This window comes from Winogradskyella forsetii (genome assembly GCF_013394595.1).
Classification (GTDB): Bacteria; Bacteroidota; Bacteroidia; order Flavobacteriales; family Flavobacteriaceae; genus Winogradskyella; species Winogradskyella forsetii.
The window spans coordinates 465,832-478,450 of the sequence record NZ_CP053348.1 but is presented as its reverse complement, the minus strand read 5'-3'; the positions used below and the strand labels follow the sequence as shown (position 1 = coordinate 478,450).

Annotated in this window: 9 protein-coding genes; 4 read left to right on the top strand and 5 right to left on the bottom strand. The window is 36.3% G+C overall.

The annotated features are described in order from the left end of the window. The first annotated feature begins 14 nt into the window (after window positions 1-14). From HM987_RS01985 to HM987_RS01975, 3 genes are all read left to right on the top strand, one after another. Window positions 15-1,319: an ammonium transporter gene (locus tag HM987_RS01985; RefSeq protein WP_179009825.1), complete on the top strand. Its 1,305-nt coding sequence runs from the start codon at window positions 15-17 to the stop codon at window positions 1,317-1,319. Window positions 1,320-1,629: 310 nt separating this feature from the next. Continuing rightward, complete coding sequence (locus HM987_RS01980) at window positions 1,630-1,968, top strand: P-II family nitrogen regulator (protein ID WP_179004745.1); 339 nt, start codon at window positions 1,630-1,632, stop codon at window positions 1,966-1,968. A gap of 5 nt (window positions 1,969-1,973) precedes the next feature. Beyond that, window positions 1,974-3,206: an ammonium transporter gene (locus HM987_RS01975; RefSeq protein ID WP_179004743.1), complete on the top strand. Its 1,233-nt coding sequence runs from the start codon at window positions 1,974-1,976 to the stop codon at window positions 3,204-3,206. A gap of 227 nt (window positions 3,207-3,433) precedes the next feature. Here HM987_RS01975 and HM987_RS01970 read toward each other — a convergent pair whose 3' ends face one another. From HM987_RS01970 to HM987_RS01950, 5 genes are all read right to left on the bottom strand, one after another. Then, the gene (locus tag HM987_RS01970) at window positions 3,434-6,016 is read right to left on the bottom strand and encodes a phosphoenolpyruvate carboxylase (protein WP_179004741.1); all 2,583 of its coding nucleotides are present in this window, start codon (window positions 6,014-6,016) and stop codon (window positions 3,434-3,436) included. A gap of 5 nt (window positions 6,017-6,021) precedes the next feature. Beyond that, window positions 6,022-7,140 carry a 3-isopropylmalate dehydrogenase gene (gene leuB, locus HM987_RS01965; RefSeq protein ID WP_179004739.1) on the bottom strand — a complete coding sequence of 373 codons (1,119 nt, stop codon included), beginning with the start codon at window positions 7,138-7,140 and terminating at the stop codon, window positions 6,022-6,024. Between the two features lie 151 nt (window positions 7,141-7,291). Further along, window positions 7,292-7,882: a 3-isopropylmalate dehydratase small subunit gene (leuD, locus tag HM987_RS01960; RefSeq protein ID WP_179009822.1), complete on the bottom strand. Its 591-nt coding sequence runs from the start codon at window positions 7,880-7,882 to the stop codon at window positions 7,292-7,294. 199 nt (window positions 7,883-8,081) lie between these two features. Continuing rightward, a complete protein-coding gene (gene leuC, locus HM987_RS01955; RefSeq protein WP_179004737.1) occupies window positions 8,082-9,470 on the bottom strand; it encodes a 3-isopropylmalate dehydratase large subunit in 1,389 nt (462 codons plus the stop codon). A gap of 55 nt (window positions 9,471-9,525) precedes the next feature. Then, window positions 9,526-10,701, bottom strand: a complete 1,176-nt coding sequence (locus tag HM987_RS01950; protein WP_179004735.1) for a 2-isopropylmalate synthase — start codon at window positions 10,699-10,701, stop codon at window positions 9,526-9,528. A 144-nt stretch (window positions 10,702-10,845) separates the two neighbouring features. Here HM987_RS01950 and HM987_RS01945 point away from each other — a divergent pair, with 144 nt between their 5' ends. After that, entirely contained in the window at window positions 10,846-12,396 is a 1,551-nt protein-coding gene (locus HM987_RS01945; protein ID WP_179004733.1) for a hypothetical protein, read from the top strand. The last annotated feature ends 223 nt before the right edge of the window (window positions 12,397-12,619 follow it).

Here is a 12,619-nt window from a genome sequence, read left to right as displayed (position 1 = left end):
TACCAACTATTATGATAGATAATTTTTTAACTATACTCCCAAATCTAGCTATTGTGCAGGACACCGTAGCCGCGACCACAAAAGACGTTGAAGATGCGGTAAGCGCTATAAACGGCGATTTAGGCATGCTTTGGATGTTACTTTCCGGTATCCTGGTATTCTTTATGCAAGCAGGTTTCACATTAGTAGAAACCGGAATGACACGATCTAAAAATGCTGCCAACATTGCCATGAAAAACCTATTGGACATTTGCGTAGGCTCGTTGACATATTGGCTAGTCGGATATTCATTAATGTATGGAGACACTTCTAACGGATGGTTTTTCTGGAGTGGTTTAATGCAAGGTGAAGGCGCCGATTTATTCTTTCAAACTATGTTTGCCGCTACTGCAGCTACAATCGTTTCTGGAGCTATTGCCGGACGAACAAAATACTCCACATACGTGATATTCTCAATTGTAATGACCGCTTTAATTTATCCAATTGCAGGCGGATGGCAATGGCAAGGTTCCGGATGGTTAACCGAGCTAGGGTTTATTGATTTCGCAGGTTCTTCTATTGTACACTCTGTCGGTGGATGGGCCGCATTGGTCGCTGCCTTTATGGTCGGCCCAAGAATAGGTAAATATGTTGACGGAAAAGTAGTAGCTATTCCCGGTCACAATCAAATTCTTGCAACTTTAGGGGTTTTTATCCTATGGTTAGGATGGTTTGGTTTTAACGGCGGTTCTCAACTTGCTTGGGGAGGCGCTGATGCTATAGGAGCTTCAAACGTTGTATTGATCACAAATTTAGCTGCAGCTGCAGGTGGATTAGGCGCATTGATAACCACATGGATATGGTACGGAAAACCAAATCTACCGCAAACTTTAAATGGTGCCTTGGCAGGATTGGTAAGTATTACGGCTGGTTGTGGAAACATGACTGCAGTTGGTGCCATTGTCGCAGGACTAATAGGTGGTATTATCGTGGTATTCTCAATTGAATTTATAGAGAAGAAATTAAAAATTGATGATGCTATTGGTGCTGCATCCGTACATGGAGTTGCAGGAGCATGGGGAACATTGGTCATTGGCCTTTGGGGAATAGACGGAGAAACAGGTATTGGTCTTTTTAACGGTGGAGGATTTGGACAATTGGGAACACAGGCCATAGGAGTTTTAGCCTATGGTATATGGTCTGTTGCACTATCTTTTATCATACTTAAAATCTTAAAATCCACCATGGGACTTAGAGTTAGTAAACATGAAGAGGAAGTAGGTCTCGATATTTCTGAACATGGCGAAATCGCTTATCCTGGAAAACGAGATAGAGGATAACCATTAAGTATTGAATTCTTTCATTTAAATTTTAAAATTGATTATTGTATAATTTAGTTGTTAGAAAGAAAACCTTCAGAGCTTGAGCTTTGAAGGTTTTTGTTTTTACAAGCTTGTCATAAAAAAAGAATATTTATAATTTAAACCTAAATTTTATAGGGTCTAAATTTAGAAATTCACAAAAACTACATTTTACCCCTATTTTTTTATAGGGTGTATGTTAATATTGTATAGATTTGAGATGATCTAACCCATATTTAATATATAAAAGTATTAGATATTAACTAAATTCTAACTAATCAATGATGCAATGAAAAAAATCGAAGCAATTATTAGAAAATCCAAATTTTCTACGGTAAAAGATGCACTTCACGCAGTGGGAGTGAATTTCTTCTCTTATTGGGATGTTACAGGACTTGGAAACGAAAAAGAAGGCCATGTCTATAGAGGTGTTTCTTATAGCACAAGTGACATACAAAGGCGCTACTTATCAATAGTCGTTAATGACGATTTTGAAGAAGTAGCCATAAAAGCCATTTTAGAGTCTGCCTCTACGGGAGATGTTGGCGATGGTAAAGTCTTCGTATCTAATATTGAAGAATGCTACAGAATAAGAACAGGAGAAAAAGGCGCACAAACTTTAAAATAAAACACATGGAATTATTAACTACAAATAATGTATGGATGATGATCTGTACAGCACTCGTTTTCTTTATGCACTTAGGATTTGCATTTTTAGAAATCGGATTGACACGTCAAAAGAATACAATTAATATTTTATTTAAAAATATATTTATCATTACTGTAGGCTTACTACTCTATGCCTTAGTAGGTTTTAACCTTATGTATCCAGGAGAATTCAACGGGTTTTTAGGATTCGCAGGCTTTGGTTTAGATTCACCTTTAACCGCTGAAGGTGCTTTAGACTTAACTTATAACGAAGGCTATACCTACTGGACAGATTTCTTATTTCAAGGCATGTTCGCGGCAACTGCAGCAACAATTGTTTCTGGAGCTGTAGCAGAACGCATGAAAATCGGGCCTTTTATGATTTTCACAGTTATCTATGTTGGATTGATTTATCCAATCGCAGGTTCATGGAAATGGGGAGGCGGATTTTTACAAACTTTGGAAACACCATTTTATGACTTCGCAGGTTCTACATTAGTACACTCTGTTGGTGGTTGGGCTGCTTTAGTTGCTGTTGCACTTTTAGGGTCTAGAATTGGCAAATTTAAAGATGGCAAACCACAGGCTATTCCTGGCCATAATATCCCATTAGCAACTGCCGGTGTTATTATACTTTGGTTAGGATGGTTCGGATTTAACGGAGGTTCAGTACTATCAGCTGATCCTGCATTAACCTCATTAACTTTAGTTACAACCTGTTTAGCTGCGGCGGCTGGCGGTGTTATTGCAGCCCTTGTTTCTACATTGAAGTATAAAAATTTAGATTTAACAATGTTCCTAAATGGTATACTAGGTGGCCTTGTTGGTATCACTGCTGGTGCAGATCAAATGAGCCCAACTGATGCTATCATTATTGGCGCAGTGGCAGGTGCCATTATTGTATTCGCTGTTGCATTGATTGACAAACTAAGATTAGACGATCCGGTGGGTGCGATTGCTGTACATTTAGCTTGCGGTATTTGGGGAACTTTAGCCGTAGGCATCTTTGGTGCGTTGGCTAGTGGAGCACAATTTGTGAGCCAACTTATTGGCGTCGCTTCTTATGCTGGTATTTGTATCGCATCTTCTTTCTTAATTATATTTATTTTGAAAAAAGTAGTAGGTATAAGAGTTTCTGAACGTGAAGAGTTAGAAGGATTGGATGCCCACGAACATGGCATGGATGCTTATCCTGATTTTAGATTGAATGAACGCTAAAAACTTAGAATATTAAATTGTTGTTTATTACCTTAATTGTTAGTAAAAACCCTTTGAGCTGTTGCTTGAAGGGTTTTTTAATGTTAAAAATTTCAACTTTAGGCGAAACAGCAAAAAAGAATAGTGAAATTGATAAAAAAAACCTGTCTGGCTTTAGAAACCTGACAGGTCTATATGAAATAGATGCCTGCTTTCCTGTCTGCCAACAGGCAGGCGCAGGGATTTATTTAAGCCGAATTACGACTAGCATTGATATTTCCAAACAAAGAACGGGTAACCATACTTTCAAAAATCTTCATTTGCGCGTCATCTGGTTTTACACCAGCTTTTTCGAGCTCTTGAATTTTCTTCAACGCATATTGCTGTATGGTTAATAATGGTAAAACAATAGACTCCCTAACTGCAATGGATGCTTTTCCTGCTGGTTCTTCTTCCATGAGTTCTTTGTATCCTGTTAACTTTAAAATTAAACGTTTTGAAGTTTCATATTCATTATAAATGATAGTCCAGAATTCTCCATACTCAGGATCTTCAGCCATATATCTTGTTAAATCAAAAAAGGATTTAGACAAGGACATCATACTGTTTTCAATAAGTGTCTTAAAGAAATCGGAAGTTTTAAACAAGTTTTGTACTTTTTCGAATTCTCCAGAATCTTCATAATGCTTTAACGCTGTTCCTACTCCAAAAAAACCAGGGACGTTTTGTTTCAATTGACTCCAAGACCCGACAAATGGAATCGCTCTTAAATCTTCGAACACCAAACCTTCAGATTTACCTCGCTTAGATGGACGACTTCCAATATTGGTTTTCGCATAATACTTTAAGGTACTCATGTGCTCTAAATAAGGAATAAACTTTGGATGTGCCTTGAAATCTGAATACGCTTTATAACTGCGTTTAGACAAATCGGTCATCACTTCCCTATTGCCTTCGGTCATGGTCAAATTCTTATCACTAATACTATTTCCAATTCCAGAACTTATTAATTGTTCTAGGTTGTATTGGGAAGATTCTAAAGTTCCAAAGTTAGAACTTATAGTTTGTCCCTGTATGGTTAGCTGCACTTCCTCATCTTCAATCGTTGGCCCTAAAGACGCATAGAAATTATGCGTTTTTCCACCTCCACGAGCTGGCGGCCCACCACGTCCATCAAAGAAAATCACTTTTACATCGTATTTTCTAGATACTGTAGTCAGTGCTTCTTTTGCTTTAAATATCGCCCAATTGGCCATTAAATATCCACCATCTTTAGTGCCATCACTAAAACCAAGCATTATCGTTTGCCTATTTCCCCTTGATTTTAAATGTGCTGCATAGTCTGGATTCGTATATAATTCCTCCATCACGGTAGGCGCATTTTCTAAATCCGTTATCGTTTCAAAAAGTGGCCCAATATCGACAGTTAATTCCTCTTGAAATGCCACTAACTTCAACATAGCAAACAATTGCATAACGTTGAGCGTGGTTTGGTTGTTACTAATAATATATCGATTTGCTGCCTTTTCACCATTAGTTTCCTGAATGGTTTTAATAACTTTCATGGTGTTCAAAGCCTTCAAGGTTTCTTCATCCTTTATTAAAGACAAATCAACGTTTCCTTCTACTTTAGATAAAATCTGGACTTGTTCTTTCTCAGGTAAATCGTGATAATTTTTTGGAAATATAGTGCTCCCACTTTCAATTAAAGCATCAACCATATCATTAAAAAACTGGTTGTGCTTTCTGCTATCTTGACGAATATCCAAGTTCGCAAAATGAAATCCGAATAAGTGTGTTTTATTGATCAAACTATTTATTTCATCTACATAAAGCGACTGATGGTTATCGATAATAATCTGCTTTACTGCTTTTAATTCTGAAATAAAGTAATCTAACGTTAAGTCGGAAGGTTCGTTTGTAATGATATTATAGAGTTCACGCTCCAAATTCATCATTCTGTCCTCGACACCAGAAAACGTTAATTTTCGTTTTAATTGTCTGACATTTCTGTAATAATTCTTAATAATTGAAAGTCGTAATCTACCCGCAACTTTTAAGGTGATTTCTGGTGTTACAAATGGATTTCCATCTCTATCTCCACCTGGCCAAAATCCGATATTTATGATATCATTTTCAATCTGTTTACCGTCGAAAATATTTTGCTGAATATAATCGAAAATCGTTCCGAAGGATTTATAAAACACATTTTCCAAATACCATATTAAACTTACGGCTTCATCAAAAGGCGATGGTTTTTCATGCTTGTAGAATGGTGTTTTTCCCAATTGCGCCAATAAATCGTTGATTCTCAACAAATCATTTTCGCGAATGGCTTCGGTTAAATCCGTAATAATCCCCAGAACTGAACCTGGATAAAATTGCGTTGGATGCGCCGTCAAAACAATTCGCACTTTAAATTCTTCGAGATATTTCTGAAGGGTATCAAGTTTGTTTTCTGCTGTTGTGGATTCTTTCAGACTTCTTAACGTTCCAATACCATCCATATTATTTACCACTGGAAAAGCTGCATCCTCAATAGCATCAAACAAAACCACTTGTCGTTCTATATATTGAATAAATCGAAACAACAAATTAATCTGACTTTCAGGCGAGCGTCTTGCTTGATATTTCTTAAAAAATGATTCTACTATCGCCGTGGGATTTTCTTTATTAGCAAATCCTTTTTGGCAAGTCTCGTGAAATAGTGGTAATAATGCTCCTGTTTTTGTGATGCTATCAAAGGGCAAAGTCATAAATATACTATTGTATATCTGATATTTTGACATTACGTTTTGATTGAATCTTGTAAGCTTTGGTTGTGTTGGCATGTAATTTATATGATTGTTGATTGTCCTAAATGGATATTAGTGAAATTCATGTTGGTATCGTCAGGATTATTGATAAAATCTTCAATAAACTCACCGACTTTCCCAGTAGTGATGTTATCGTATTTTGTATTTATATCTGGCGTGGAAATATTCAGCTTTAAAGATTTATCAACGCCTTGTCTTACTAAGTCAGCTTCAGCAAATAAACCAAAATGGTCTAGTAACATTGCTGCAGATAAAATAGAGGCCACCGGATTAGCAATTCCTTTTCCTGTCGCTTGCGGAAATGACCCATGAATAGGTTCAAACATCGCATATTTGTCTCCAACTGATGCCGAAGCCAAAAGACCAATAGAACCTCCAATAACACTAGCTTCATCGCTAATAATATCACCAAACAAATTCTCTGTTAATATAACGTCGAACTGTTTAGGGTTCAATATCATTTGCATGGCTGCATTATCTACAAACAAGAAATCTAAGGTCACCTCTTTATAGGTTTCTGCAACTTCAGTCACCACTTTTCTCCAAAGTCTCGAGGTCTCCAATACATTGGCTTTGTCAACCAAAGTTACTTTACGTCTTCTGGTTTGCGCCGCTTTAAAGGCTAAATGTGTAATTCTTTCAATCTCCTCACGTGAATATTCACATAAATCTGAAGCTACATTTCCATCGTCACTTAATTGTTTTTCTCCGAAGTAGATTCCTCCAGTCAGTTCGCGATAAATACTAATATCCGTACCTTTAATAATATGCTTTTTTAACGGTGATTTATCCAAAAGCGCTTCGTAAGCTTTTACAGGTCTAATATTAGCAAAAAGACCCAATTCTTTTCGCAACTTAAGCAATCCTTGTTCTGGTCGTACTTTCGCAGAAGGATCATTATCATATTTTGGATGACCAATAGAACCAAACAAAATAGCATCCGTAGACCTACATAAATCTATAGTTTCCTTTGGCAACGGGTCATTATGCTTATCTATGGCTATAGCACCAACATCAGCATTGGTGAACTTAAAATTATGGTTGAATTCTGAAGCAATCGCTTTTAAAACTTTTACTGCTTGGCTAGTCACTTCTGGACCGATACCATCACCTGGCAAAACTGCAATGTTTAATTTCATATATTCATGTATTCCTGTGAAAGCAGGAATCTCACCTACTTTCTACTATTTTTAATTTTTTATTATTCCTACTTAGGCAGGAATCTATTTTATTCAATTCTGAGATTAGCTACGCTGAATCTTCGATTTCCTGCCTTCGCAGGAAATAATATCAATATATTTTCTGGGCTTCAAAAGCCTCAATTTGTTCTTTATTATTTACAAGATAATCAATATCATCGTAACCATTAATCATACAGGTCTTTTTATAGGCATCAATTTCGAAATTCTCAGATAAATCGGAATTTTTTACAGAAATCGTTTGTTTTTCGAGATTAACTTCTAATTCTGTATTTGGATTGGACACTATTTGATCAAACAAGTCGCTTAGAAATTCTTTTGAAACCTGCACTGGTAACAAACCATTATTGAGCGCATTGCCTTTAAAAATGTCTGCAAAAAAACTAGACACCACGACTTTAAATCCAAAATCTGTAATGGCCCAAGCCGCATGCTCCCTACTCGATCCACAACCGAAATTATCGCCAGCAACTAAAATGCTACCTGAATATTTTGGATCGTTCAAAACAAAGTCAGTATTAACGGTTCCGTCTTTATGATATCGCCAATCCCTAAAAACATTCTGACCAAATCCTTTTCTATCCGTTGCTTTTAAAAAACGTGCCGGAATTATTTGATCTGTATCTACATTCTCAATGTTTAGTGGAATGGCCTTAGATTGTAATTTTGTGAATTTTTCCATAATACTTCCTGCGCCTGCCTGTTGGCAGACAGGAAAGCAGTTCCGAACGTATTCGGAATCCACTTTCATATTTTTAATTAAACTTTTTTATTCTTTCATACCTATGAGGTTTAGATACTGAATCAAGTTCAGCACAAGCCTCGCAGCATATACGTTAAGCCCTCAAAAGTTGTTGAAACCTTTGAGGGCCAAAAATTCTTTAATTCAATTGTTTAGTAATATCAACTATTTTTCCTTCTACGGCAGTTGCCGCAGCAACCAAAGGGCTAGCTAATATGGTTCTGGATCCTTGCCCTTGGCGACCTTCAAAATTTCTGTTAGAGGTGGAGACACAGTATTCGCCTTGTGGAATTTTATCATCATTCATCGCCAAACATGCCGAACAACCTGGTTGACGCAACTCAAAGCCTGCCTCATCAAACACCGTTTTTAAGCCTTCTTCTATAATCTGGGCTTCCACTTGTTTACTTCCTGGCACTAACCAAGCGGTAACATTTTCAGCTTTTTTCTTCCCTTTTATATAATTTGCAGCCACTCTAAAATCTTCGATTCTAGAATTGGTACAACTTCCTATAAACACAAAATTAATGGGTTTATTGATTAAACTTTCACCAGCTTCAAAATTCATATAAGCTAATGATTTTTTAAAGGATGCATTCTCGTCAACCGGAATGTTTTCAGAAATTTTAATTCCCATGCCAGGATTGGTTCCGTAGGTAATCATTGGTTCTATATCCTCAGCATCAAAACTGTATTCCTTATCAAATTGTGCGCCTTCATCCGTTGGCAAGGTTTTCCAATAGGCCACTTTCTTATCAAAATCGTCACCTTGCGGCGCAAATTGTCGTCCTTTTACGTATTCAAAAGTGGTATCGTCTGGCGCAATCATGCCACCTCGTGCTCCCATTTCAATACTCATATTGCAGACGGTCATTCTGCCTTCCATACTCATCTCTTCAAACACATTTCCCGCATATTCACAAAAATAACCTGTGCCAGAATTGGTGCCTAGTTTTGAAATAATATAAAGAATGACATCTTTTGGCAACACACCTTTCTTTAATTTCCCATTAACGGAAACTCTTAAGCTTTTTGGTTTTGTAAGCAATAGGCACTGGCTCGCAAAAACTTGGGCGACCTGGCTAGTACCAATACCAAAAGCAATAGCACCAAAAGCGCCATGTGTTGAGGTGTGACTATCTCCACAGACCATGGTCAAGCCTGGTTGCGTCACTCCTAACTCAGGCGCCATTACATGGACAATTCCATTATATTTATGTCCTAACTCATATAAGGTGATATTGTTTTTTTTACAATTTTCAGAAAGTTGCTCTAACTGCTTTCTAGAAAGTGCATCTCTAATGGGCTGATCTTGATTTAAAGTTGGTGTATTATGATCTGCCGTTGCTACAATTTGGTCTGGCCTGAAAACAGGAATTCCGCGATCTTCCAACTCATTGAAAGCTTGCGGACTTGTAACTTCGTGTATTAAATGTTTGTCAATATATAGAATCTGAGGCCCATTTTCTATGGTGCTGACCACGTGTGAATCCCAGACTTTATCGAATAGTGTTTTTTTTGCTGTCATATTTATTTTCCGCAAAAGCGGTCATCTCATTTTTAACTAAAGGCTAGTTGATGAATTAAGCTGAAATTATTTGTTGGTAAACCTTACTGGTTTCGATAATTTGATGAATGTCGTTATCATTGATTTGCTTTTTTCTATCAGCAAATTTCAAAAAGTTGGCATAGACATCATCTAATTGCAATTTCGTAAGTTCGTAACCTACATTTTTAGCTCTGTAAGCTAAAGCTGCCCTCCCACTTCTTGCGGTCAACACAATTGCAGATTCAGTGACACCAACATCCTTAGGGTCAATGATTTCGTAAGTTTCACGATTTTTAATGACACCATCTTGATGAATTCCAGAACTATGTGCAAAGGCGTTAGATCCCACAATGGCTTTGTTTGGTTGCGTATAAATTCCCATACTATCCGAAACAAGTTGACTCATTCCATACAGCATTGACGTATTGATATTGGTATCTAAATTAAGGTAAGGATGTTGTTTCAAAACCATCACCACTTCTTCCAAAGCCGTGTTACCGGCACGTTCCCCAATACCGTTAATGGTACACTCTATTTGTCTCGCACCATTAATTACACCTTCAATGGAATTGGCCGTTGCTAGACCCAAATCATTATGACAATGGCAGGATAGAATGGCTTTTTCTATACCTTTTACATTCTCTTTTAAATATTTAATTTTTGCGCCATATTCACTTGGCAAACAGTAACCTGTTGTATCTGGAATATTCAATACGGTTGCACCAGCTCTAATTGCCGCTTCACAGACTCTTGCTAAATATTCGTTATCTGTTCTACCAGCATCTTCGGCATAGAATTCAACATCCTCAACAAAGGACTTTGCATATTTTACAGCCGCGAACGCACGCTCTAAAATATCATCTTGAGTCGTTTTGAATTTGTGAACAATATGTGATTCTGAAGTCCCAATACCTGTATGGATTCTTGGCTTTGCAGCATATTTTAAGGCTTCTGCAGCTACTTTTATATCATTTTGAACCGATCGCGTCAATCCACAAACCGTTGCGTTTTTCACTATTTTTGAAATGGCTTCAACCGATTTAAAATCACCAGGACTTGACACAGGAAAACCAGCTTCAATCACATCGACCCCAAGGACATCTAACTGTTCTGCGATAATAACTTTTTGCTCCTTGTTAAGTTTGCAACCCGGAACTTGTTCGCCATCACGCAAAGTTGTATCGAAGATTTGTATATTGTTATCTGACATATATCAAAATATATTTATAGTATTGTCTTACGAATTTATATTTTGAATATTAAAAATCCGCTCACGATTGCATTGTTTTACGATGTTCAAAAGCGAAAACAGTTATTATTTTATTGACTATCAACATAATAAAGCCATTTTACATTGACAACTAAAGACCAAAAAGATAATTTATTTTCACTCGTGAAGTCTTTGACAAAGTCTGAAAAACGACAATTCAAACTTTATGTAGGGCGGCTTGGTGTGAATTCTGATTCAAAATTCATGAAACTTTTCAGTTTTTTAGATAAAGCCAAAGGCTATAATGAAACGTCGATAATAAAAAGTGGTATCGTAAAAAAGCAGCAGCTTGCCAATGTAAAAGCACATTTATATAAACAGATTTTAATCAGCTTAAAGTTGAATCCTTCGCATCAAAATGTGCGTTTACAAATTAGGGAACAACTCGATTTTGCTTCCATTTTGTATCACAAGGGCTTATATAAACAAAGTTTGAAAATATTGGACAAGGCGAAGGAATTAGCGATTTCGTATGAAGAGAAAAATTCAGCTTTTGAAATTGTTGAACTTGAAAAAGTAATTGAATCTCAATACATTACACGCAGCATCAGTACACGTGCCGATGAGTTGGCTATCCAAGCCAAGGAGTTGAGTTCTCTCAATGTTATTGCGAGTAAACTCTCTAATTTATCGTTACAGCTTTACAGTACCATTCTTAAAACAGGCTACGTAAAAAATGAAAAAGAGAGCCAAATGGTCACTAAATATTTTGATGATCGATTACCTAAAATCAACTTGGCCAAATTAGGATTTCGTGAAAAGCTTTGGCTTTACAAAGCCAATTTGTGGCAAAGTTTTTTGCTTCAAGATTTTTTGAACTGCTATAAATACGCTTCAAGATGGGTAGATTTATTTCATCAAAATCCAAGCATGATTAACCTAAATCCGGTTTTTTATCTCAAAGGGAACAACTACCTTTTGGAATCTTTATTTTTTATTGGAAACAAACCAAAATTCGTCAAAAAATTAGAGCATTTTAAAGCTACCGTAAACAATTCGAAATTCAATAAAGATGAAAATGTTTCAAGCTTAGTGTTTCTTTATACCAATTTCCATAGCATCAACCAACATTTTATTGATGGCAGTTTTGAAGAAGGTTTGGCATTAATTCCTCAAATTGAAAAACAACTCATTCAGTTTAAAGACCGCATTGATCCGCATCATAAAATGATTTTTTACTACAAGTTTGCCAGTTTACATTTTGGTGCAGGAAACAATAAAGCGTGCATAAAATATTTAGACAAGATTATTTCCAACAAATCGCTTTCCATGCGAGAAGATTTACTCTGTTTTTCGAGAGTCTTAAATCTTGTAGCCCATTACGAAGCCGGATTGGATTACCATTTAGAAACCCTTTTAAGAAGCACCTACAAGTTTTTGATAAAGATGAATGATTTATACGAAGTGCAGAAAGAAATGATAAAATTCATTAGAGGGCTTCATGATATTTATCCACACGACCTTAAAAATGCGTTTAAGGAACTGCATAAAACCTTAAAAACTTACGAAGACCATCCATACGAACGTAGGGCATTTCTGTATTTAGACATTATTTCTTGGTTGGAAAGCAAGATTGAAAATAAGCCTGTGGGTGAAATTATTAAGGTGAAGTATTTGGCAAAAAATGCTTCTTAATTATCTGAATTTCATAAAAAATCCATAAAAAGTCTTAATAAATTTGGAATTCTAATTTTTGTGTTGCAATATTTGTATTCACAAAGTTCAAACACTTACTGAAAGGGAAACTTTTAAATTTTAAAGTTTGAGGCGTGAAAAATTTGAAAACCGCAGTTTGTATATGCAAATGAGGATTTTAAAATTTTGAAACACCAAAGAAATTTAGATTTAAAATTTTCCG

Bases quoted from the DNA above. Each gene is read 5' to 3' on its own strand.
- HM987_RS01980 (WP_179004745.1), top strand. From the start codon at position 1,630: ATGAAAAAAATCGAAGCAATTATTAGAAAATCCAAATTTTCTACGGTA.
- leuB (WP_179004739.1), bottom strand. From the start codon at position 7,140: ATGAAATTAAACATTGCAGTTTTGCCAGGTGATGGTATCGGTCCAGAA.
- HM987_RS01975 (WP_179004743.1), top strand. From the start codon at position 1,974: ATGGAATTATTAACTACAAATAATGTATGGATGATGATCTGTACAGCA.
- leuC (WP_179004737.1), bottom strand. From the start codon at position 9,470: ATGACAGCAAAAAAAACACTATTCGATAAAGTCTGGGATTCACACGTG.
- HM987_RS01970 (WP_179004741.1), bottom strand. From the start codon at position 6,016: ATGCCAACACAACCAAAGCTTACAAGATTCAATCAAAACGTAATGTCA.
- leuD (WP_179009822.1), bottom strand. From the start codon at position 7,882: ATGGAAAAATTCACAAAATTACAATCTAAGGCCATTCCACTAAACATT.
- HM987_RS01950 (WP_179004735.1), bottom strand. From the start codon at position 10,701: ATGTCAGATAACAATATACAAATCTTCGATACAACTTTGCGTGATGGC.